Genomic DNA, 20,363 nt, shown 5'->3' with positions numbered 1-20,363 from the left:
TTGGCGATGAACACGGTGGAATGGACTCTCCAGGGCGTCGTGGTGCTGCTGCTCTGCCTCGCCATTCCCTTCGTCTGGCGGCTGGACCGGCGGCTGGCCGCCCTGCGCCGCGAAAGGCCGGCGCTGGAAAGCGGAACGGCCGAGCTGGGCGAGGCGGCACGCCAGGCGGAACGCGCGCTGGAACGCATGCGGCGCGGCACGGAGGAGGCCGACCGCGCCCTGTCGGCCACGCTGGCGCGTGCGGAGCCGCTGGGCGAGGACCTGCGCTTCCTGACCGAGCGCGCCAGCCTGATGGCGGACCGGCTGGAGGCCCTGGTGCGGGAGGCGCGGCCCCTGGTGGTGGCGCCCGCGACGGCGGAGCCCAGTCCGGTGGCGCCGGTGGCGCGGGCCGAGACGGTGCCGGAGGCCATGGCGATGCCGGAGCGCCCCTCCGGCCACGCGGTGCCCGCCGGCAATGCCCAGGACGTCCCCCGCAGCCAGGCGGAGCGCGACCTGCTGCGCGCCCTGAGGCTGGCCCGATGAGCCGGCCGCGTCTCCTGCCGCTGCTGATGCTGAGCGGTGGTTTGCTGGCGGGCTGCAAGCTGCTGGCCCTCGGTCAGGCGGTGGAATGGCCGGCGGGGCTGCCCGGCATCCCGTCCATGGGGCGGCTGGACGGAATGCTGATCGCCAGCGCCACCGCTTCCGCGCCGCCCGCTCCGGTATCGCCCGACCCGGTGTCGCCCAACCCGGTGCAGCATGGGGCCGCGCCCGCCGCCGCGAAGCCGTCCACCGCCCCCGCCATGCCGGTGCCGGAGCCGGACCCCGTCAGCATCGCGGAGCGGGCGGTGCTGGAAAGCCTGCGCGAGCGCCGCGGGCAGCTGGAGCGGCGCGAGCAGGCGCTGGCGGCACGCGAGGCCGTCCTCGCCGCGGCCGAGAGCCGGCTGAAGTCGCGCCTCGACGAGATGGCGGCGCTGCAGGCGCGGCTGGAGAAGCTGGAGCAGTCCCGCAACGAGCGCGAGGAGGCCGGCTGGCGCGGGCTGGTGAAGACCTATGAGACCATGCGGCCGCGCGACGCGGCCGCCGTGTTCGACGAGCTCGACATGCCCGTGCTCGTCCGGATCGTGGACCGGATGCGGGAGGCCAAGGCCGCGCCGGTGCTGGGCGCCATGCGTCCCGACCGCGCGCGGCTCCTGACCGCGGAGCTCGCCCGCCACCGCAGCCGGGCCAACGACCCGGACGGACCCGACAACAGCCAGGATGCCAGGCGATGAACAGGAACATCAACGTGCTGATCGTCGATGACTACAAGACGATGCTGCGCATCATCCGGAACCTGCTGAAGCAGCTGGATTTCGAGAATGTCGAGGAAGCGTCCGACGGGCAGGAGGCGCTGTCGAAGCTGCGCGCCGGCAATTTCGGGCTGGTGATCAGCGACTGGAACATGCAGCCGATGACGGGGCTGGACCTGCTGAAGGAGGTCCGCGCCGATGCCCGGCTGAAGTCCACGCCCTTCATCATGATCACCGCCGAGAGCAAGACGGAGAACGTGATCGCGGCGAAGCAGGCGGGCGTCTCGAACTACATCGTCAAGCCCTTCAACGCCGAGACGCTGCGCGAGAAGATCGCCAAGGTGATGCAGGATGCCTGACCAGGAACGCATCGAGCAGGCCGTGCGCAGCGTCCTTGCCAGCATGGGCGGCGACATCACCACCAACGAGATCGTGCTGCTGGCGGAGCTGGAGGCGCTGGGGCGCACCATCGCCCAGGCCAAGGCCGAGATCGCCGCCCTGCGGGTGGAGGAGATCGAGGCCGAGCACATCCCGGTGGCGACCGACGAGCTGGATGCGGTGGTGGAGCATACCGCCACCGCCACCAACGAGATCCTCGACACCTGCGAGACCCTGGAGCGGCTGCTCCCCGAACTGCCCGCGGCACCGGCGGCCCGGATCGGCGAGGCGGTGACGCGGATCTACGAGGCCTGTTCCTTCCAGGACATCACGGGCCAGCGCATCGCCAAGGTGGTGGCGGCGCTGAAGGAGATCGAGGGCCGCGTGCAGCAGATCACCCAGCGCTTCGGCCCGGCGGCCAGGGCTGGCGCGCCCGTTGCCGCCACGCGGGAACGGGTGCCGGAGCGCAGCGAGGGCGAGCGGCTGGCGCAGGGCCCGCAACTGCCGGCCGCCGCCTCGTCCCAGGCGGAGATCGATGCCCTTCTGGCGAGTTTCGACTGATGCGCGCCCCCGACCGGCAAAAGGCCGTCGCCATGGGGCTGGCGCTCGGTGTCTCGCTGCTTCTCGCCGCCCTGCCCGGGCGGGCCGAGCCAGTGGCGGTGCGCTCCGGCGAGCATCCGGGGATGGGTCGGCTCGTCTTCGACTGGTCCCTGCCCACGGGCTACCGCCTGGAGCAGCTCGGCGACCGGGCGATGCTGCACTTCGAAAGCCCCGGCGAGTTACGCATGCCGGCGAAGCTGCCGCGCAACGTGCTGGCCCTGCGCGGCGTGGCGGACGGGGTGGAGGTGACCCTTCGCAGCGGCGCGCAGATCCGTCCCTTCCGCCTGGGCGAGCGCATCGTCCTCGACGTGCTCGATCCGCCGGCGCCCCGGAAGCCGGAGGCAAAGCCCCCGGCGCGCGAGGCCGCGACGCGCGAGGCGCGGAATCACGGGCGGCAGCCGCCCGCGCGGCGGAACGGGCCAGAGAGTGCCCAGCCGGCCCAGGCGCTTCCCGTGCCGCTTCCCGTGCCGCTTCCGGTTCCGGCGCCCATGCAGGCTTCCGTAACGCCGCTTCCGGCGGCGGAGCAGCCCGTGGCGCCGCCCCTCGCCCCTGCGGCGCCCGCCGCCGCGACGCGGGCCGAGCCTCCGCCGGGCCTGCCGGTGCGGGTCCTCGCGCGCCCTGGGGAGGCGCGGGTCCTCGCCCTGCCGCTGCCGGCGGAGGCGGGCCTGGCGGTGCTGCGCCGGGGCAACCTTCTGCTGGTGGTGTCGGATCTCGCCCGGCCGCTGGATCTTTCCGCCCTGCGCGACGATCCGGTCTTCGGCTCCGCCGACCTGCTGCCCCTGCCGGAAGCCACGGTGCTGCGCCTCCGCCTCGCCGCGCCCGCCGCGCTGCGGGCCCGGCGGGAGGGTGAACGCTGGCTGCTGGAGCCGGTGCCCGCACTGCCGCAGGCCCGTTCGATCCGCGCCGGTCAGGAGGACGGGATGCTGGTGCTGCGTGCCGTCGCGCCGGGCCGCGTGGTGGCCCTGCCCGATCCGGAAACGGGCCTGCCGCTGCTGGTGGGCACGGTGCGGGAGGCGGACCAGATGGTGCCGCAGGCGCGGCGGCTGCCCCAGGCCGAACTGCTGCCGACCGTGCTGGGCGCGGCTCTGCTCGCGCGCGGCGATGCGGTGGATTTCCGGGCCGGCGCCGGCCGCTTCCTGCTTTCGGGCGCCGGGGAAAGCGCGGCGGGGCCGGAGGCGCCTGCCGCCGAGGCGCGCGGGATGACGCGCCTCTTCGACCTGCCGCCCTTGGATGCGGCGGCGCTGTCCGAGCGCCTGCGGGCGCAACAGGCCGGGATCGCCTCGGCCGCGCCATTGCAGCGCACGTCTCTGCGGCGGGCGGCGGCGGAAACCCTGCTTTCCCTGGGCCAGGCGCAGGAGGCGCAGGCCATGCTGCGCCTGGCTTTCCAGGAAGATCCGCAGGCGGGGCTCGATCCCGTGCTGCGGGCGCTGCAAGGCGCGGCGGCGCTGCTCGGCGGCCGCCTGGACGAGGCCAGGGCACTGGAGGACGCGGCCCTGCCCAGGACCGACGAGACGGCACTCTGGCAGGGACTGCTGCGCGGCGCGCGCGGGGAAGGGCGGGAGGCGGCGCCTGGCATCGCCGCGGCCGTGCCGGTGTTGCTGGCCTATCCGCTGCCGCTGAGGTCGCGGCTGCTGAGCCCGGCGGTGGAGGCCCTGCTGGCAGGTGGCGAGCGGGTGGCGGCGCGGCGGGTTCTCGATGCGGGCGGCGCGGTGCCGGCCCTGGCGGAATTGCGTGGGCGGCTGGCCGAGGCGGAGGGACGCCGAGACGACGCGCTGGCCGCCTATGAAGAGGCGATGCGCGGCCGTGACCGGCCGGCGCGGGCGCGGGCCATCCGCCATGCCGTGGAACTGCGCCTGGCGGGCGGGCAGATCGATGCCGCTGCCGCGGCGGATGCGCTGGAGGAAGCGCTCTACAGCTGGCGCGGCGAGGGCGAGGAGTTGGCGGCGCGGCAGCGGATCGCCGCCTTGCGGCAGCAGGCGGGGAATGGCCGTGCCGCGCTGGCCATGCTGCAGGAAACCGCGCGCCTTTTCCCCGATCAGGAAGCGGTGCTGCGTCCGCCGATGCGGCAGGCACTGGCCATGGCGCTGGAAAAGGACTCGCCGGTGGCTGCCATCGCGCTGGCGGACGCCAATCCGCAATTGCTGGCTGCCGATCCGGATCAGGGCCGCCTGCTGCTCGGCCTCACGGATCGCCTGGTGGCGCTCGACCTGCCGGCACGCGCGGCGGAGCTTCTCGTGCGCGGCATGGCCGGGGCTTCGGGCGAGGCGCGCGCGCGGCTGGGACTACGCCTCGCCAGCCTGCGTCTGGAAAGCGGCGATGCTGCCGGCGCCGCTGCGGCCTTGTCGGATGGTGGCGCTCAGCTTCTGCCGCCGGATCTGGTGCGGGAGCGGACGCTGCTGTCCGCGCGCCTGCTGGCGCGGCAGGGCAAGGAGGATGATGCCGTCGCCTTGTTGCGTGGCCTGGGCAGCGATGGAGCGGAACAGCTCGCCGGGATTCTCGCCGCGCGTCACGACTGGGCCGGTGCGTCCGATGCACTGGCCGGACTGGCGGCGGCGGCCCAGGGAGAGATGGACGACGCGCGGCGCCAGTTGCTTCTGCGTGCCGCCGCCTATGCCGTGCTTTCGGGTGATGCCCAACGTCTGGGCGGCCTGCGCACACGTTGGGCACCACAGATGGGGGAGGGGAAATTAAGCCAGGATTTCAACGCCCTGACCCTCGATCCGGTGCATGGGATGGCGGACCTGCCGAGGCTGCAGCGCGAACTGAACCTTTTCCGGGGATTTTCCGGTCGGCTGGATGAGTTGCGGGCCGATGCGGGGGCGGCGCGGTGAGCATCGTGCGCGGCGCGGGGGAGGGCCGCATTTTTTTCGGCCCGTGAAGTCCCGATTTCGCTTGCCCCCTGGACCCCCATGCCCCATATGCGCCCTCCGCAACAACTGACCTGATCGGCGCTGCCGGCTCACAGGTCGTCTTCTGGTGGAACAGGGGGCCGATATGGACGCTCTTACCGCTCCGCTGGGGATGGTCTCGGAATTTCCGAGCGACGCCCAGGGAAACTTCTCCTCCGGCGCCGATGAGGCAAAGGATTACTTCGTCGAGAAGGATGGTGTCCGCTTCGCGGGTACGCATCTGATCATCGACCTTTGGGGTGCGACGAATCTCGACGACCCCGCGCACATCGACGATGTGCTGCGTGAGGCCGCGATCGCCACGGGTGCCACGATCCTGCACGGGCACTTCCACCACTTCCAGCCCAACGGCGGCGTGTCCGGCGTGCTGGTCCTGGCGGAGAGCCACGTGTCGATCCACACTTGGCCGGAAAAGGCTTTCGCCGCGCTGGACATCTTCGTCTGCGGCGTCTGCGATCCGTACAAGGCGATCCCGCTGCTGAAGAAGGGCTTCCTGCCCGAGCGCGTGCAGCTCGGCGAGCATCGCCGCGGCATCTCCGTCTGACGCCAAAGCGTCACGTGCGATGACCGGGGGCGGGCCCTAGGGTCCGCCCTCTCTCTTTGCGGAAACCATTCCGAAGCTCTTGGGCGAGGGATTCGAGATGACGATTGATTCCTGGGTGAACGAGACCCTCTATCCCGACTGGGGCCAGCGCTTCCGCGTGAAGCGCGAGTTGGCGCGCGTCCAGTCGGACTTCCAGGACATCATGATCTTCGAGTCCTACAGCCATGGCCGCGTCATGCTGCTCGACGGCGTGACGCAGATCACCGAGATGGACGAGTTCGTCTATCAGGAGATGCTGACCCATGTGCCGCTGCTGGCGCATGGCGATGCGCGGCGCGTGCTGATCATCGGCGCCGGCGACGGCGGCGTTCTGAAGCGCGTGCTGCAGCAACGCAATGTCGAGAAGGCCGTGATGGTCGAGATCGACGGCGAGGTGATCCGCCTGGTCAAGGAGTTCCTGCCGGAGATCGCCGGGGACGCCTGGAATGACCCGCGTGCCGAGGTGATCGTCGGCGACGGCATCGACTATGTGCGCAAGGCGGCGGCGGGTTCCTTCGACGTGGTGATCGTGGACAGCACCGACCCGGTCGGCGTGGGCGAGGTCCTCTTCACCGACGAGTTCTACGCCAATGTCGCGCGCCTGCTGTCGGATCGCGGGCTGGTCGTGAACCAGTGCGGCGTGCCGATCATGCAGGCCGACGAGCTGCGCGATACCAGCCTGCGCCGCGGCAAGGTCTTTGCCGATGTCTGGGCCTATGTCGCCGCGGTGCCGACCTATGTCGGCGGCTACATGACGCTCGGCTGGTCCGCCAAGGACCCGGCGGCGCGCCATGCGACGGTGGAACAGATCCGCGAGCGCGCGGAGAAGGCCGGCATCCTCGGCCAGACCCGCTACTGGACGCCCGAGATCCAGGCCGGCGCCTTCCACCTGCCGCCCTATATCGCGGAGCACCTGCCCGCCAGGGGCTGACGCTCCGGCCGCCGCCTTCCACCGGTTCCGCCGTGACGGCGCGCCCTTTCCGGGCCGCGCCGCCCTTTCGGGGCGCGGGGAGGCGGCGGCCGCTTCCCATCCGGCCGTCACCGTTCCACCGGCCCCGCCGCGACCGCCCTCACTCCGAGGCGTGTGGTCCTTTCGGGGCGCGGGGCGGTGACGGCCGCTTTCCTCCTCCCTCGCGGACGGCTCTCCGGCCGTCGCGCTCCACCGGTCCCGCCGTGGCCGCGCCCCCGTCCCGGGGTTGCGCCGCCCTTTCGGGACGCGGCGACGCGACGGCCGGTTCCCCTTCGGCCGCCGCCTGTCACCGGCCCCGCCGTGGCCGCCCTCCCCGCGGAGGCGCGCGGCCCTTTCGGGGCACGGGACGGCGGCGGCCGCCCTCGTTTTCCGGGGCGTGCAGGGCTATATGTTCCCGAATAGTTCCTGTTTTCGGGATCGGAGTTCCCTGCCTTGGCCAAGCCCGTCACCCGCTACGTCTGCCAGTCCTGCGGCACGCCCCATCCGAAATGGCAGGGCAAGTGCGAGGGCTGCGGCGAGTGGAACACGCTGGTCGAGGAGACCGTGGAGGCGCGCTCGCCGGGGCCGGCCGGGCGCACCGCAGGGGGGCGGCGGGTGGAGTTCGTCGGGCTGAAGGGGCGTTCCGCCCCGCCGGCGCGGACGGCGGTGGGTATCGCGGAGCTGGACCGCGTGCTGGGCGGCGGCTTCGTGCCGGGCTCGGTGGTGCTGGTGGGCGGCGATCCGGGCATCGGCAAGTCCACGCTGCTGCTGCAGGCGGCGGCGCGTGTCGCGCGCGGCAAGCGCACGCTCTACATCTCGGGCGAGGAGGCGGTGGAGCAGGTGCGTCTGCGCGCCCTGCGACTGGGCGTGGCGGAGGCGCCGATGGGCCTCGCCGCCGCCGGCAACCTGCGCGACATCGTGGCCAGCCTGGAGGATGAGCACGATATCGGGCTGGTGGTGATCGACTCGATCCAGACCGTCTGGCTCGACAGCCTGGACAGCGCACCCGGCACGGTCAGCCAGGTGCGCGCCTGCGCCGCCGAACTCTCGCGCCTTGCCAAGACGCGCGGCTTCGCGCTGGTGCTGGTCGGGCATGTGACCAAGGAGGGCACGCTGGCCGGGCCCCGTGTGCTGGAGCACATGGTCGATGCCACGCTCTATTTCGAAGGCGATCGCGGCCACCAGTTCCGCATCCTGCGCGCGGTGAAGAACCGCTTCGGCGCCACCGACGAGATCGGCGTCTTCGAGATGACCGAGGCCGGGCTGATGGAGGTGCCGAACCCTTCCGCGCTCTTCCTGGCGGAGCGCCGGGGGAATGTCTCGGGCTCCGCTGTCTTCGCCGGGCTGGAGGGCACGCGGCCTGTGCTGGTGGAGGTGCAGGCGCTGCTCTCGCCCTCCAATGGCGGCTCGCCGCGGCGGCAGGTGGTGGGCTGGGATTCCGGGCGGCTCTCCATGCTGCTCGCCGTTCTGGAAAGCCGCTGCGGGCTGAGCGTCGGGCAGAACGACGTGTACCTGAACATCGCGGGCGGCCTGCGCATCACCGAGCCGGCGGCGGATCTCGCCGTGGCGGCGGCGCTGGCCTCGGCGGCAACGGACCAGCCGAGCAGCCCGGGCATGGTCTATTTCGGCGAGGTCGGCCTGTCCGGCGAGATCCGGCAGGTGGCGCAGATGGAGACGCGGCTGCGCGAGGCGCACAAGCTGGGCTTCGACGCCGCCACCCTGCCGCGCCGCGTGGCGCGCGGCGGCCGGGCGCTCAGCGCGCCGGAGGGGCTGCGGCTGGTGGAAAACGGGCACCTGGTGGATCTGGTGGCGGAATTCGCGGCAGGGGCACGCCCGCGCGCACGAAAGGCATCGCCCGAAGCGGAGTGAGGCCCTCGCCAAGCCCGACATGATGCGGAAAAATTCCGCGCGCCGGACTCGGCCGGCTCCCATCGCCCGCAGGAGGCCCCTTGCCCCAGACGCACCAGATCGCCGCGACGCCCGAAACCGTGCGCTGGGGAGTCTTCGATCCTTCCTTCGCCCCGGTCGCCACGGTGGAATCCGGGGATCTCGTGGTGCTGCAATGCGTCTCCGGCGCGCCGGAGATCATGCCGCCGCCGGAAAGCGGCCTCGCCATCCCGCCCGCCCTGGCAGCGATCCATGCGGCGAAGGTGCCGCGCCTGGGGGCGGGGCATATCCTGACCGGCCCTGTGGCGGTGCGCGGCGCGGAGCCCGGCGACATGCTGCGGGTGGACATCGAGCGCATCGAGCTCGGCGCCGACTGGGGCTTCTGCGGCTTCCGTCCGCTGATGGGCACGCTGCCGGAGGATTTCCCTTTCACGCGCATGCTGCACATCCCGGTGGATCGCGAGGCGATGACCTGCCGCCTGCCGATGGCGCGCGAGATCACCCTGCCGCTTTCGCCCTTCTTCGGCGTGATGGGCGTGGCGCCGCCGCGCGAGTGGGGGCGCATCAACACCAAGGAGCCGCGCGCCCATGGCGGCAACCTCGACAACAAGGAGCTGGGCGCGGGCGCCACGCTCTATTTGCCGGTGCATGTGGAGGGAGCGCTGTTTTCCGCGGGCGACGGGCATGGCGTGCAGGGCGATGGCGAGGTCTGCATCAACGCGCTGGAAATCTGCCTCGACGGGCATTTCCGCCTGACGCTGGAGAAGGGCGGCGGCGCGAAGGACCCGCTGCTGCGTTTCCCGCGTGCGGAGACGGCGACGCATTTTATCACCATGGGCATGAACGAGGATCTCGACCTCGCCATGAAGCAGGCACTGCGCGAGATGATCGGCTTCATCGCATCGCGCACCGATCTCTCGCCCGCCGATGCCTATCAGTTCTGTTCCCTCGCGGTGGATTTCCGCGTGACGCAGACGGTGAACGGCGAGAAGGGCGTGCACGGGATGCTGCGCAAGGGAGTGTTGTTCTGAAGCCGCTTCTCCCCGGTATCCACAATCCGTCCACAACTTTTGCGTGCCTTTGAGCCGGCCCGCATCTTGTGGGAACAGGGCGCATTCACCTACCGTATCTAGCGGTGCTGGATACGGAGGAGTCCCTGATGGAGTGGACCGCCGAAGCGATCGAGACGCTGCAGGCTCTCTGGGCCGAAGGACATTCGACGGCCGAGATCGGCCGGCGGATGGGAATCTCGAAGAATGCGGTGGTGGGTAAGGCACATCGCCTGAACCTCTCCGCGCGTCCCAGCCCGATCCGGCGCGAGGAGGCGGGGGAGGCGCGTGCCGCCGAGCCCGCCGTGTCACGCGCCGCTGTCGCGGAGGCCCCGCGCCCCGCCGCGCCGCCGCCGGTGGCTCCGCCGCCCGCGCCGCGCCCGGCCGTTGCCGCGCCGGCTGCCACAGTGTCCGCCGTTTCCGCGCCGCCTCCGGCCCCGCGCAGCGCCCCGGCGCCGCGCGCTCCGGTTGCCGCGCCGCCGGTGGTGCGCCCCTTCCAGCGTTCCGGCGCGCGCACCTGCTGCTGGCCGATCGGCGAGCCAGGCACGCCGGAATTCCGCTTCTGCACGGCCGAGGCCGTGTCGGGCCGCCCCTATTGCGCCGAACACGCCTCGATCGCCTACGTGAAGGCGCGGGACCGGCGCGAGGATGCCGCCTGATCACTGCTTCGGTGCGGCACCGCTGACGGTCTTCTTCACCGCCGACACGCATTTCGGCCATGGCGGGGCGTTGGGTCTCTACCGGCGCCCCTTCCCCTCGGTCGCCGCGATGGATGCGGCCCTGGCCGCGCGCTGGAACGAGGTGGTCGGGCCGGAGGACGAGGTCTGGCATCTCGGCGATTTCGCGCTGAACCGGTCCGTGGCGGAAGTGGCGGCCCTGCTGGATGGGCTGCATGGCAGGAAGCATCTCGTCACCGGCAACAATGACGGGCCCGCCGTCACGGAGCAGCCCGGCTGGGCCAGCATGAGGCCCTATGCGGAGATCGTGGTGGAGGAAGTGCCGCTGGTGCTCTGCCACTATGCCTTCCGGACCTGGCGGAACATGCACAAGGGCTGGCGCAACCTGCACGGGCACAGCCATGGCCGGCTGAAGCCGCTGCCGCGCCAGACCGATGTCGGCGTGGATGCCTGGGATTTCCGGCCGGTGAACCTGGCGACGATCCTGGCGGCGGGCAGGTCCGGCGCCTGATCCGTCCGGATCAGCCCGGTTTGGCCGTGGTGGGCGGCGGTGCCCGGTCGGAGCGGCCCCGGCATCGGCCGCGAGAGCCGAAGGCACACGTTCGGAAAGGGCGACGTCAGCGGGGCTGGGAGGGCAGGGCGGCGAGCTGCTGCGCGATGGCGCCGGTGAAGGCGGCGGCCCCGGGCCAGCCGGTGATGCGGCCCACCACGCGCCGCCCCTGGAACAGGAAGAAGACCGGGATGCCGTGCAGGCCGAAGCGGGTGGCCATCTCCGGATCGTCATAGACGTTGTCGTGCAGCCAGCGCAGTTCCGGCCACTGGAAGCGTTCGGGCCGTGTCAGCATGGCCGCCTTGGCGATGTCGCAGTTGGGGCAGTCGCGGCCCCAGAGGAAAAGCAGCGCCAGGTGCTGCGGCACCTCCTCGGCCAGCACGGCATCCAGCCTGTCATGGGTGACGGGCCGCATGGGGAAGCGCGCGAAGAAATCCGGATGCGCGGTGTCGATCATGCCGGTTCCCCGCCCCGTGCCGCCTTGCGGGCATCCGCCAGGGCGAGGAGGCGCAGCGAGGAGGCCAGCGGCATGCCGGTCTCCGTGCGCGCCGCATCGACCTCGGCCACCAGGCGGGCAAGGGGCAGGCTGCGCCGGTGGGCCATGCCCTCCAGCGCTGTCCAGAAATCGGGCTCCAGCGCGACGGAGGTGCGATGCCCCGCCAGGCTGAAGGAACGTTTCAACAGATGCCGCATCGGCCTCGTTTCGGAATGTCCGCCGGGATGTGGGATCAGCCCCTGGCGCCGGAAAGGCCGGAGCCGGCATGGATCATGTCCCCCGGCCGCACCCGCTGGCCAAAGCCAGCTTCATCGGCAGGGAGCATCGAACTCAATTCATGCGGGTCCAGAGCGCCTTGCCGAAGCCGCGTGCATCCAGGTCCTGCACCGTGCCCACCACTTCGGCGCGGCCGTTGCGGCAGCGCCATTCATAGGGCGTGTCGTGGCCGGTCGCGACCATGGGGATCGAGTCGGAAGCGGGGTTCTCCCGGCAGAACGCCTCCGCCCCGGCATTCTCGCGCCGCTGGTCCAGCTTGTCGCAGGGCAGGTTGGCGCCGGTGAAACAGGCATAGAGATGCCCGTCCATGCAGCGATAGTGCGACTGGGCCTGCAACAGAGCCTCGTCCGGCTTCGTCGTGCCGCCGGGGAAGCTCTTGCGCCAGGCACGCAGGAAGCCGTCGCGCAGGGAAGGATCATAGCCCCGGACCGTATCGTCGTCGCCGATCCGGGCGCAGCGGGCGGCCGGGCCGGAGGGTTCCGCCGACCCTGCGGCCTGTGTCGCCAGGGGAAGGTTCAGCAGGACGGCGGCGGCCAGCAGGGCGCCGGCCATTCCTGGGGGTATCGCCCGGCCCACCGGGTTCACCGTCCGAACCTGTCCTCGCATCCCGCCCCTCCGGTGCCTCGCTGTCTCATCTTGGGGGTGATCCATGGCTCGCGGGGCACCTCGGGGCGGGCAAAACACCGTGAGCCTCCCCCATGGGAGCGGCGCTGGTGGAGATGGCTCAGGACTGGTTGGAGTAGGTCGAGATCTCGATCAGGTTGCCATCCGGGTCCCGGCAATAGACCGAGGTGATGGGCCCCAGCGCGCCGTATTTCGGCGCCGGCCCGTCCAGCACGGTCACACCGCATTCGCGCAGATGCGCCGCGATGTCCTCGCCCGAGACGGCGACAACGAAGCAGAGGTCCTGCACGCCCGGGGTCGGGTTGTGCCCCGTCTCCCAGTCCTCCGCCGAGGCATCCACGGGGCGCAGGTTGATCTTCTGGCCGCCGAAGCGCAGCGCGGTCCGGTTCTTCGGGCCGAAGGCTTCCCGCTCCATGCCCAGCACGCGCTGGTACCAGGAGGCGCTGGTCTCCAGGTCGCGGCAGGTGATGACGAGGTGGTCGAGCCGGTCCACGGCGAAGCGCATGGGTCAGAGTTCCTCGAACAACAGATGGGGCCGTCGATCCGGCCTGCGATACCCGCCCGCCCGATGAAGGAGGGGCGACGATAATCCGGCATCGCGCGACGGAACACCCGCCGGCCGGGCCGGCGGGCATGGCGAGGCGATCAATCGAAGGCGATCTGCGTCTTGATGACCTCGGGCCGCCCTTCCGCCGCGAATTCGAAGGCCTCCACCGACTGCTCGAAGGGGAAGGTGCGGGAGATCAGCGGCTTCACGTCGATCTTGCCGGAAGCCAGCAGCGCCACCGCGCGCGGGAAGACATGGGCGTAGCGGAAGACGTTCTCGATCCGCAGCTCCTTCACCTGCGCCGCGCTGACGTCGAAGGGGACGGGACCCGGCGGGATGCCGACCAGCACCAACGCGCCGCCGGGGCAGGCGAGGTCCATCATCCCGGCGAAGGCGCGCGGGCTGCCGCTGGCCTCGAAGACCACGTCGGCGCCCCAGCCATCGGTGAGGGCGCGGACCTTCTCCGCCGCATCCTCCCGCGCGACGTTCACCGGGTGGATGCCGGCATAGCGGCCGGCGATCTCCAGCTTCTCCGCCTGCACGTCCGTCACCACCACCGAGGCGCAGCCGGCAGCCAGGGCGGCGAGGGCGGTCATCATGCCGATCGTCCCGGCGCCCAGCACCACCGCCACCTGCCCGGGGGCGATGCGCGCCTTCACCGCCGCCTGAATGCCGACGGCCAGAGGCTCGACAAAGGCACCCTCGGCGAAGCTGACATTGTCCGGCAACCGGAAGGTCAGGTTGGCGGGATGCACCACCTCCGGCGCCAGGCAGCCATGGACCGGCGGCGTCGCCCAGAAGCGCACGGCGGGGTCAAGGTTGTAGAGGCCCTGGCGCGCGGCGCGCGAGGTCCAGTCCGGGATGCCGGGCTCCATGCAGACGCGGTCGCCGGGCTTCAGGTTCGTGACCCTGGCGCCGACCTCCGTCACCACGCCGCTGGCCTCGTGGCCGAGCACCATCGGCTCTCGCACCACGAACTGGCCGATGGCGCCGTGCAGGTAGTAGTGCAGGTCGCTGCCGCAGATGCCGACGCATTTCACGGCGATCCGTACATCCTCCTCGCCCAGCCTGTCGGGCAGGTCGATGTCACGCAGGCGCAGCTCGTGCTGCCTTTCCAGAACCAGGGCGCGCATGGCGGGTCTCCGTTTCCTTTGCGCCGATGTTGGCGCCAGGACGGCGGGGCGTCCAGCGGGGGGGACGGCCGTGCCCAGCCTCCGGGGCCGGCTGCGTAGCGCTTCAGGGCCTCGGCACGGTGAACTGCTCCGCCACCACCTTCTGGGCCTTCTCGCGGCTCGGATAGGGGCCGGAAACCAGGTCGCCCTGGTCATCCAGCACGTACCAGCCGGGGCCGTTGAAACGGACCGCCCGCGACACATGCTCGCCTGCCACGCTCTCCAGGTAACGGACTTCCACAGCACAGCCTCCTGCCAGGATGGCGTGGCACCGTTCCCCGGTGGAGAAGTGCCGCGCCCGGCTCCGGAACGGAAAAGGGCGCGACGGCGTTTCCGCCGCCGCGCCCTTTTCGGAGCCTGCCTTCCGGGAGGGGAGGGGCCTTACTCCAGCCCCTCGTAGAAGTCGTTGCCCTTGTCGTCCACGACGATGAAGGCCGGGAAGTCCACCACCTCGACCTTCCAGACCGCCTCCATGCCGAGCTCCGGATATTCCAGCACCTCGACCTTCCTGATGCAGTCCTGCGCCAGCCGGGCGGCGGGGCCGCCGACCGAGCCGAGATAGAAGCCGCCATACTGCTTGCAGGCATTGGTGACGGCCTTGGAGCGGTTGCCCTTGGCCAGCATCACCAGCGACCCGCCCGCGGCCTGGAAATTCGCCACATAGCTGTCCATGCGCCCGGCGGTGGTGGGGCCGAAGGAACCGGTGGGCATGCCCTCGGGCGTCTTGGCAGGGCCGGCGTAATAGACGGGGTGGTCCTTGATGTACTGCGGTAGGCCCTCGCCCCGGTCCAGCCGCTCCTGCAGCTTGGCATGGGCGATGTCGCGCGCCACCACGATGGTGCCGGTCAGCGAGACGCGGGTCTTCACCGGGTGGCGGCTCAGCTCGGCGCGGATCTCGTCCATCGGACGGCCGAGGTCGATCTTCACCACCTCGCCGCCCAGGGCCTCGTCCGTGTGCTCCGGCAGGTACTTCGCCGGATCGTGCTCCAGCTCCTCCAGGAACACGCCCTCGGCGGTGATCTTCGCCTTGATCTGGCGGTCGGCGGAGCAGGAGACGCCGATGCCGATGGGCAGCGAGGCACCATGGCGCGGCAGGCGGATGACGCGCACGTCGTGACAGAAATACTTGCCGCCGAACTGGGCGCCGATGCCGATGTTCTGCGTCAGCTTGTGGATCTCGGCCTCCAGCTCCCGGTCGCGGAAGCCGTGGCCCGTGCGGTCGCCCTTCTCCGGCAACTCGTCCAGGTACTTGGTGGAGCCGAGCTTCACCGTCTTGAGGTTGGCCTCGGCCGAGGTGCCGCCGATCACGATGGAGAGGTGGTAGGGCGGGCAGGCGGAGGTGCCGAGCGTCCTGATCTTCTCTTCCAGGAAGGCGAGCAGCTTGGGCTTGTTCAGCACCGCGCGTGTCTGCTGGTAGAGGAAGGTCTTGTTGGCCGATCCGCCGCCCTTCAGCACGAACATCAGGTGGAACTCGTCCGCATGGTGCTCGCCGGGGCTGGCGTAGATGTCGAACTGGACGGGGAGGTTGTTGCCGGTGTTCACCTCCTCGAACATCGAGAGGGGCGCCATCTGCGAATAGCGCAGGCTGGTCTCGGTATAGGTGCGGAACACGCCATAGGAGAGCGCCTCCTCCTCGTCACCCTCGACCCAGACGCGCTGGCCCTTCTTGCCGAAGACGATGGCGGTGCCGGTGTCCTGGCACATGGGCAGGATGCCACCAGCGGCGATGTTGGCGTTCTTCAGCAGGTCCAGCGCCACGAAGCGGTCGTTCGGGCTGGCCTCGGGATCGTCGAGGATCCTGCGGAGCTGCGCCAGATGCGCCGGCCGCAGCAGGTGCGAGACATCGTGGCAGGCGGCGAAGGCCAGGTCCTCCAGCACCTTCTCCGGGATGGAGAGGATGCGCCTGCCGTTCGCCTCGATGGTCTTCACGCCCTCGATGGGCAGGCGGCGGTAGCGGGTCCTGTCCTCGCCGAGTGGCAGGAGCGGGCTGTAGCGGAAATCCTTGCTCCGCTGTGACACCGGCATGCCGGCATCGGCCTCGGCGCCGGAGGAGGCGTCGGGCGAGGGGGTGGTCAGAACGTCGGTCACTTTTTGCTCTCCGGGCAGAAGGGAGAAGAACGCGTTTTTCCACGCTCTACTCCACCCATCCCGGGCACGCTACCGTCGCGGGCAAGCGCTTTTCCCTGGCCGCGGGCTGCGGCGGGGCATCCGGACCCGATGCCCGGAGAAATGGTGCCCTTGCGGTGGCAGCCATGCGGCAGGGCGCGGCCAGGCTCCCGCCGGGGATGGGGCGGAAAGGCGAGGGTGCCCGCCCGGCTCAGCCCCGGGGGCTAATCCCGGCCGCTGGGGCGCCGGCGGAAGGCATCCAGGCTGACCACCTCGGCCGGGCCGGAAGGCGGCGGCGGGGCCTCGGGCTCGGCAGGACGTGCCTCGGCGGGGGGCAGCAGGCTCGGCTCCTCGGGCATTTCCCCGACACCTTCCGGCGGGTTGAAGCGCAGCCCGACCCGCACATGCGGGTCCAGGAAGCCGGTCAGGGCATCGAAGGGGATGACCAGCGTGGAGGGCGTGCCGCCGAAGCTGAGGCCGACGGAGACCTGCCGGGCCTCGCGGTCCACCTTCAGGTCCCAGAACTGGTGCTGCAGCACCACCGTCATCTCCTGCGGATACTTCGCCCGCAGATGGCCCGGCACGACCGTGCCGGGCGCGTCGGTCCGGAAGCTGAGGTAGAAGTGATGCTCCCCGGGCAGCCCGTGTTCCGCCGCGTGTTCGAGGGCGCGCAGCGCGACCTCGCGCATGGCGTCCTCGGTCCAGCGGTCATAGGGCAGCAGACTCTCGGCCAGGGGGGGCTGGTCACTCATGTCACGGTCAATCCTGTTGCCCCGGATTTTAGGAACGATGGCGGGATGGCGCCAGTGGGCAGGATTGGCAAGGCCCACGGAAGCGGAGAACGCATCGGGGAAGGCCAAAAAGAAGATAAGTGGGGGGATTCTGTTGCCCCGTTCCCCCCGGACGGCGCTTACCTATTTAGGCAGCGAGCGCCACAGCCTCGCGGCTGTTATCGTTGGCACTTATGAATTAGCCCGATAACGGCGGTACAATGCCGGGCAAAAGACAGGGCTTTACCATGCGCGTCGAACCTGTTTCGCCCCCATCCTGCCCCGAACGACCTCGGGGGATCGAATGGTGGAGGCGCCGGGCACTGCCCCCGGGTCCGCAACACTTATTCCACCTGCCGTTTATCGCCATAGCCACCCGAAGGTGAGCAACACCCATATAGGCGATCCCGTGACGGAAATCGAGGGGCTGCCCACCACGACTTGCCGCGTCCTTTCCCAGGGTTCCATCCTCTCCGCCGGCGCCGCAGAGCGCCCGCGAACGAGGGAGGACGAACATGCGAGGGATCACGAGCCGGCGCCGGTTGCTGGCGGCTTCCGCCATGGGTGCCGCATGGAGTGCCATGGGCTGGCCCGGCGCCCGGGCGGCAGAGGAGAACCGCTCCTTCGACTCCGCAGGGGTGAAGATTCGCTACATCGAGGCGGGGCAGGGCGATCCGGTCATCCTGCTGCACGGCTACACGGACGACATCCAGGGGCAATGGGTGCGGACCGGCATCTTCCCGGCCCTGGCGCGGGGCTACCGCACCATCGCCCTCGACGCGCGCGGCCACGGGCTGTCCGGCAAGCCGCATGACCGTTCCGCCTACGGGCCGGAGATGGGCTACGACATCACGCGGCTGATGGACCACCTGTCGATCACCAAGGCCCATATCGTGGGCTATTCCATGGGCGCGCATGTGGTGGCGCAACTCCTGACCACACGGCCGGAGCGCTTCGTCACCGCGACCCTGGGCGGCGCCTCGGGCCGGCGGAACTGGAGCGAGGAGGACCAGAAGCGCGTCGACGTGGAATCCGCCGAGATGGACGAGGGACTCCTGACGTCGCAGATCCTGCGCCTCTGGCCCCGGGACCAGCCGCCGCCGACCGAGGCGCAACTGCGGGAGCGTTCGGCCCAGGCCCTGGCGGGCAAGGACCCGAAGGCCCTGGCGGCGGTGCGGCGTTCCAACCCCGACCAGGTGGTGACCGAGGCGCAGATGCGCGCCGTCACCGTGCCGGTGCTGGGGATCGTCGGGACGAACGACCCGTACCTCAAGGATTTCGAGCGGCTGAAGGCCGTGATGCCGCAGCTGGAGCTGGTGACCATCCCCGGCGCCAGCCATGGCACCGCACCGGGGCGGCCCGAGTTCATCGCGGCGCTGGAGGCCTTCCTGAAGGCGCATCCGGCCGCCCGCGCCGGGTGATCCTGGCGGCCGGTCTGCCATTCGGCAGCGTTATGGCGCCGCGGCTTCGGCCATTCTAGAACGGCCCGGAACTGCGGCATGTCCGCGCGTTGATGGGGGACAGGGCATGGCGCTGACGGAGCGGCAGCAGGCGGAACTGGCGGAAGCGCGGGCCCAGCGGCACGAGACGCGCCGCCCCACCGTCCCGGCGCTGGAGGCGATGCTCTTCGAGGCGCTGCCGGTGCTGGACCACGGCTTCGTCCGGGTGGTGGACTACATGGGCGACGACGCGGCGGTGGTGCAGGCCGCCCGCGTCTCCTATGGTCGCGGCACGCGCGCGGCGAACGAGGACCGGGGGCTGATCCGCTACCTGATGCGGCACCGGCACTCCACGCCCTTCGAGATGTGCGAGATCAAGCTGCATGTGAAGCTGCCGATCTTCGTCGCCCGGCAGTGGATCCGGCACCGCATGGCCAATGTGAACGAGTATTCCGCCCGCTACTCGGTGCTGGACCGGGAGTTCTACATCCCCGAGCGCGGCGCCCTGGCCGCCCAGTCCGCCAGCAACCGCCAGGGCAGGGGAGACATCCTGGGCGGGGAGGAGGCGGAGCGCGTCCTCGCCCTGTTGCGCGAGGATGCCGGGCGGAACTACGACCACTACATCGAGATGCTGAACGAGGGCGAGGACGGGCAGGTGCTCGATCCCGCCCGCCAGGGGCTGACGCGCGAGCTGGCGCGGATGAACCTGACGCTGAACGCCTACACGCAGTGGTACTGGAAGGCGGATCTCCACAACCTGTTCCACTTCCTCTCGCTGCGCGCCGATGCCCATGCGCAGTACGAGATCCGCGTCTATGCCGAGGCCATCCTGCGCGCGGTGGAGGCCTGGGTGCCGCTCTGCGCCGAGGCCTTCCGCGACTACCGCCTGGGCGCGGTGACGCTGTCGTCGCGGATGCTGGAGGTGGTGCGCGCCATGCTGGACGGACAGGAGCCCACGGCCGAGGCGGCCGGTCTCAGCAAGCGCGAATGGCGGGAGCTGATGGCGGTGCTCGGCCGCGCATGAGCGGCACGGCGGCCAAGCGCCCCGGCCCTGCCGGGAAGCCGGGTTCCGCCGGCACGGCCCCCCGTCCGCCGGGCGGCAAGGCTGGCCCCCGCGCCCCCGGCAAGGGGCCGCGCCGGACCGGCAACGGCAAGGGCGCCCGGCTGCGCGCCGCGCTTCAGGGCCGCCCCGGCCTGCCCTGGTGGCGCAGGCCGCTGTCCATCATCCTGATCCTGCTGGCGCTCTTTGTCGGCCTGCCGGTGATGCAGGCGCTGTTCGGGGAACTCGGTGCCATCATGCTCGGCTGCCTCGCCGCCGGCTTCGCCCTGGGGCGCGCCACCGCCCGCTGAGGCTTCAGCCGCCGTCGCGGAGCTTCTTCAGGTCGAAGGCGCCGAGCAGGTCGGTCATGACCTTGGGGTCCTCGATCCCGCTGCCTTCCAGCTTGATCATGAGGTTGCCGCCGACCAGCGAAACCTCGCCCGACTTGTTGTCCGCCTCGTAGTGCAGGATGGCGTTCTCCTCGCCCAGGCGGACGCGCTTGTCGCCGGGGCGCATCATCATCGGGTTGTTGGCCACGCTGGCCAGGGACTGCACCAGCGGCGAGTCCACCATCACCTGCGCCTTGATCTCCGCATCGTCGGAGGCGCGGCTATAGGTCCGCTCCACCATGACGCCGCCGCCGAGCATCTGGGTGGCCAGGGCGCTGCCTTCCTCCTCCTTCTCCATCTCCTCCAGGGTCCAGCCCCTGGGCGCGGGCGGGAAGAGCTTGGCGTAGCGGGTGCGGCGCTTCAGGTCGATGTCGCGGGCGGCAAAGGACAGCTCCTTCGCGGCGCCCTTCAGGTCGCCCGAGCCGTAGAGCTTCCGGGCCCGCTCCAGGGCCTCCGAGGTATCGTCCGCCCTGGCCGCCGGGGACAGGGCGAGCAGGGCCGCGCCGAGCAGAGCGGGGACGAGTAGGGCAGGGACGGCCGGCATCGGCAGCGCCAGGCGGCGACCGCCATGCCGCGGCCGGGAAACATGGGGGATCAAGGGCGGTTCCTCCGGTGTGGCGACCCTGGCCGGGCCGCATCCTCTGCAATCTGCCAA

General features: G+C 70.9%; 23 protein-coding genes and 1 other RNA gene. 14 read left to right on the top strand and 10 right to left on the bottom strand.

Annotated features, from left to right (window positions below):
* Window positions 1-6 precede the first annotated feature (6 nt).
* The 11 genes from BT98_RS0109030 (at window position 7) to BT98_RS0108980 (ending at window position 10,811) form a co-directional block, all read left to right on the top strand.
* On the top strand, window positions 7-522 hold the full coding sequence (locus BT98_RS0109030) for a DUF6468 domain-containing protein (protein ID WP_019459338.1): 516 nt from the start codon (window positions 7-9) through the stop codon (window positions 520-522).
* Window positions 519-1,250, top strand: a complete 732-nt coding sequence (locus BT98_RS26075; RefSeq protein ID WP_019459337.1) for a MotE family protein — start codon at window positions 519-521, stop codon at window positions 1,248-1,250. Before BT98_RS0109030 ends, BT98_RS26075 begins: the two co-directional genes overlap by 4 nt.
* Entirely contained in the window at window positions 1,247-1,627 is a 381-nt protein-coding gene (locus BT98_RS0109020; protein WP_019459336.1) for a chemotaxis response regulator CheY, read from the top strand. Before BT98_RS26075 ends, BT98_RS0109020 begins: the two co-directional genes overlap by 4 nt.
* Window positions 1,620-2,207 (top strand): protein phosphatase CheZ, encoded by a 588-nt coding sequence (locus BT98_RS0109015; RefSeq protein ID WP_019459335.1) that lies wholly within the window; start codon window positions 1,620-1,622, stop codon window positions 2,205-2,207. Before BT98_RS0109020 ends, BT98_RS0109015 begins: the two co-directional genes overlap by 8 nt.
* Window positions 2,207-5,077, top strand: a complete 2,871-nt coding sequence (locus BT98_RS0109010; RefSeq protein ID WP_019459334.1) for a hypothetical protein — start codon at window positions 2,207-2,209, stop codon at window positions 5,075-5,077. The genes BT98_RS0109015 and BT98_RS0109010 overlap by 1 nt, the downstream gene beginning before the upstream one ends.
* A gap of 163 nt (window positions 5,078-5,240) precedes the next feature.
* The gene (gene speD, locus BT98_RS0109005; RefSeq protein WP_026032901.1) at window positions 5,241-5,699 is read left to right on the top strand and encodes an adenosylmethionine decarboxylase; all 459 of its coding nucleotides are present in this window, start codon (window positions 5,241-5,243) and stop codon (window positions 5,697-5,699) included.
* Window positions 5,700-5,796: 97 nt separating this feature from the next.
* Window positions 5,797-6,669 (top strand): polyamine aminopropyltransferase, encoded by an 873-nt coding sequence (gene speE, locus BT98_RS0109000; RefSeq protein ID WP_026032900.1) that lies wholly within the window; start codon window positions 5,797-5,799, stop codon window positions 6,667-6,669.
* 471 nt (window positions 6,670-7,140) lie between these two features.
* Window positions 7,141-8,556 (top strand): DNA repair protein RadA, encoded by a 1,416-nt coding sequence (radA, locus tag BT98_RS0108995; RefSeq protein ID WP_019459331.1) that lies wholly within the window; start codon window positions 7,141-7,143, stop codon window positions 8,554-8,556.
* Between the two features lie 80 nt (window positions 8,557-8,636).
* Window positions 8,637-9,605, top strand: coding sequence for an acetamidase/formamidase family protein (locus tag BT98_RS0108990; protein ID WP_019459330.1), 969 nt, complete (start codon window positions 8,637-8,639; stop codon window positions 9,603-9,605).
* A gap of 128 nt (window positions 9,606-9,733) precedes the next feature.
* The gene (locus tag BT98_RS0108985) at window positions 9,734-10,282 is read left to right on the top strand and encodes a GcrA family cell cycle regulator (RefSeq protein WP_026032899.1); all 549 of its coding nucleotides are present in this window, start codon (window positions 9,734-9,736) and stop codon (window positions 10,280-10,282) included.
* A complete protein-coding gene (locus BT98_RS0108980; protein WP_019459328.1) occupies window positions 10,272-10,811 on the top strand; it encodes a metallophosphoesterase family protein in 540 nt (179 codons plus the stop codon). The genes BT98_RS0108985 and BT98_RS0108980 overlap by 11 nt, the downstream gene beginning before the upstream one ends.
* A gap of 106 nt (window positions 10,812-10,917) precedes the next feature.
* On the opposite strand, the gene BT98_RS0108975 is transcribed toward BT98_RS0108980, so the two are convergent.
* The 9 genes from BT98_RS0108975 to ssrA all read right to left on the bottom strand — a co-directional run bounded on the left by BT98_RS0108975 (window position 10,918) and on the right by ssrA (window position 17,268).
* A complete protein-coding gene (locus tag BT98_RS0108975; protein ID WP_019459327.1) occupies window positions 10,918-11,307 on the bottom strand; it encodes a YbbN family protein in 390 nt (129 codons plus the stop codon).
* Window positions 11,304-11,543 (bottom strand): ribbon-helix-helix domain-containing protein, encoded by a 240-nt coding sequence (locus BT98_RS0108970; protein ID WP_019459326.1) that lies wholly within the window; start codon window positions 11,541-11,543, stop codon window positions 11,304-11,306. Before BT98_RS0108970 ends, BT98_RS0108975 begins: the two co-directional genes overlap by 4 nt.
* Window positions 11,544-11,676: 133 nt before the next feature.
* Window positions 11,677-12,174, bottom strand: a complete 498-nt coding sequence (locus tag BT98_RS0108965) for a hypothetical protein (protein ID WP_019459325.1) — start codon at window positions 12,172-12,174, stop codon at window positions 11,677-11,679.
* A 172-nt stretch (window positions 12,175-12,346) separates the two neighbouring features.
* Entirely contained in the window at window positions 12,347-12,751 is a 405-nt protein-coding gene (locus BT98_RS0108960) for a VOC family protein (RefSeq protein ID WP_019459324.1), read from the bottom strand.
* A 140-nt stretch (window positions 12,752-12,891) separates the two neighbouring features.
* Window positions 12,892-13,926, bottom strand: a complete 1,035-nt coding sequence (locus tag BT98_RS0108955) for an NAD(P)-dependent alcohol dehydrogenase (RefSeq protein WP_019459323.1) — start codon at window positions 13,924-13,926, stop codon at window positions 12,892-12,894.
* A 103-nt stretch (window positions 13,927-14,029) separates the two neighbouring features.
* Entirely contained in the window at window positions 14,030-14,206 is a 177-nt protein-coding gene (locus tag BT98_RS27190) for a hypothetical protein (protein WP_019459322.1), read from the bottom strand.
* 140 nt (window positions 14,207-14,346) lie between these two features.
* Window positions 14,347-15,990: a fumarate hydratase gene (locus tag BT98_RS0108945; protein WP_026032897.1), complete on the bottom strand. Its 1,644-nt coding sequence runs from the start codon at window positions 15,988-15,990 to the stop codon at window positions 14,347-14,349.
* A gap of 305 nt (window positions 15,991-16,295) precedes the next feature.
* Window positions 16,296-16,823 carry an SspB family protein gene (locus BT98_RS0108940; RefSeq protein ID WP_019459320.1) on the bottom strand — a complete coding sequence of 176 codons (528 nt, stop codon included), beginning with the start codon at window positions 16,821-16,823 and terminating at the stop codon, window positions 16,296-16,298.
* A gap of 118 nt (window positions 16,824-16,941) precedes the next feature.
* Window positions 16,942-17,268, bottom strand: a transfer-messenger RNA (tmRNA) gene (ssrA, locus tag BT98_RS26555).
* An 88-nt stretch (window positions 17,269-17,356) separates the two neighbouring features.
* Here ssrA and BT98_RS0108935 point away from each other — a divergent pair.
* The 3 genes from BT98_RS0108935 to BT98_RS0108925 all read left to right on the top strand — a co-directional run bounded on the left by BT98_RS0108935 (window position 17,357) and on the right by BT98_RS0108925 (window position 19,630).
* Window positions 17,357-18,262 (top strand): alpha/beta fold hydrolase, encoded by a 906-nt coding sequence (locus BT98_RS0108935; RefSeq protein ID WP_202801163.1) that lies wholly within the window; start codon window positions 17,357-17,359, stop codon window positions 18,260-18,262.
* A 106-nt stretch (window positions 18,263-18,368) separates the two neighbouring features.
* On the top strand, window positions 18,369-19,304 hold the full coding sequence (thyX, locus tag BT98_RS0108930; RefSeq protein WP_019459318.1) for an FAD-dependent thymidylate synthase: 936 nt from the start codon (window positions 18,369-18,371) through the stop codon (window positions 19,302-19,304).
* Complete coding sequence (locus BT98_RS0108925; protein WP_019459317.1) at window positions 19,301-19,630, top strand: hypothetical protein; 330 nt, start codon at window positions 19,301-19,303, stop codon at window positions 19,628-19,630. The genes thyX and BT98_RS0108925 overlap by 4 nt, the downstream gene beginning before the upstream one ends.
* 4 nt (window positions 19,631-19,634) lie before the next feature.
* On the opposite strand, the gene BT98_RS0108920 is transcribed toward BT98_RS0108925, so the two are convergent.
* Complete coding sequence (locus tag BT98_RS0108920) at window positions 19,635-20,306, bottom strand: hypothetical protein (RefSeq protein WP_019459316.1); 672 nt, start codon at window positions 20,304-20,306, stop codon at window positions 19,635-19,637.
* Between the last annotated feature and the right edge of the window lie 57 nt (window positions 20,307-20,363).

Source organism: Roseomonas mucosa ATCC BAA-692, assembly GCF_000622225.1.
Taxonomy (GTDB): domain Bacteria; phylum Pseudomonadota; class Alphaproteobacteria; order Acetobacterales; family Acetobacteraceae; genus Roseomonas; species Roseomonas mucosa.
This window is presented reverse-complemented; position numbering and strand designations above follow the sequence as displayed.

Coding starts and splice junctions, on each gene's coding strand:
- BT98_RS0108935 (WP_202801163.1), top strand. CDS start 17,357: ATGCGAGGGATCACGAGCCGGCGCCGGTTGCTGGCGGCTTCCGCCATG.
- speE (WP_026032900.1), top strand. CDS start 5,797: ATGACGATTGATTCCTGGGTGAACGAGACCCTCTATCCCGACTGGGGC.
- BT98_RS0108925 (WP_019459317.1), top strand. CDS start 19,301: ATGAGCGGCACGGCGGCCAAGCGCCCCGGCCCTGCCGGGAAGCCGGGT.
- BT98_RS0108975 (WP_019459327.1), bottom strand. CDS start 11,307: ATGATCGACACCGCGCATCCGGATTTCTTCGCGCGCTTCCCCATGCGG.
- BT98_RS0108945 (WP_026032897.1), bottom strand. CDS start 15,990: ATGCCGGTGTCACAGCGGAGCAAGGATTTCCGCTACAGCCCGCTCCTG.
- BT98_RS0108965 (WP_019459325.1), bottom strand. CDS start 12,174: ATGGCCGGCGCCCTGCTGGCCGCCGCCGTCCTGCTGAACCTTCCCCTG.
- BT98_RS0108940 (WP_019459320.1), bottom strand. CDS start 16,823: ATGAGTGACCAGCCCCCCCTGGCCGAGAGTCTGCTGCCCTATGACCGC.
- BT98_RS26075 (WP_019459337.1), top strand. CDS start 519: ATGAGCCGGCCGCGTCTCCTGCCGCTGCTGATGCTGAGCGGTGGTTTG.
- BT98_RS0109030 (WP_019459338.1), top strand. CDS start 7: ATGAACACGGTGGAATGGACTCTCCAGGGCGTCGTGGTGCTGCTGCTC.
- speD (WP_026032901.1), top strand. CDS start 5,241: ATGGACGCTCTTACCGCTCCGCTGGGGATGGTCTCGGAATTTCCGAGC.
- BT98_RS0109010 (WP_019459334.1), top strand. CDS start 2,207: ATGCGCGCCCCCGACCGGCAAAAGGCCGTCGCCATGGGGCTGGCGCTC.
- BT98_RS0108955 (WP_019459323.1), bottom strand. CDS start 13,926: ATGCGCGCCCTGGTTCTGGAAAGGCAGCACGAGCTGCGCCTGCGTGAC.
- BT98_RS0108985 (WP_026032899.1), top strand. CDS start 9,734: ATGGAGTGGACCGCCGAAGCGATCGAGACGCTGCAGGCTCTCTGGGCC.
- thyX (WP_019459318.1), top strand. CDS start 18,369: ATGGCGCTGACGGAGCGGCAGCAGGCGGAACTGGCGGAAGCGCGGGCC.
- BT98_RS0109015 (WP_019459335.1), top strand. CDS start 1,620: ATGCCTGACCAGGAACGCATCGAGCAGGCCGTGCGCAGCGTCCTTGCC.
- BT98_RS0109020 (WP_019459336.1), top strand. CDS start 1,247: ATGAACAGGAACATCAACGTGCTGATCGTCGATGACTACAAGACGATG.
- BT98_RS0108960 (WP_019459324.1), bottom strand. CDS start 12,751: ATGCGCTTCGCCGTGGACCGGCTCGACCACCTCGTCATCACCTGCCGC.
- BT98_RS0108970 (WP_019459326.1), bottom strand. CDS start 11,543: ATGCGGCATCTGTTGAAACGTTCCTTCAGCCTGGCGGGGCATCGCACC.
- BT98_RS0108980 (WP_019459328.1), top strand. CDS start 10,272: ATGCCGCCTGATCACTGCTTCGGTGCGGCACCGCTGACGGTCTTCTTC.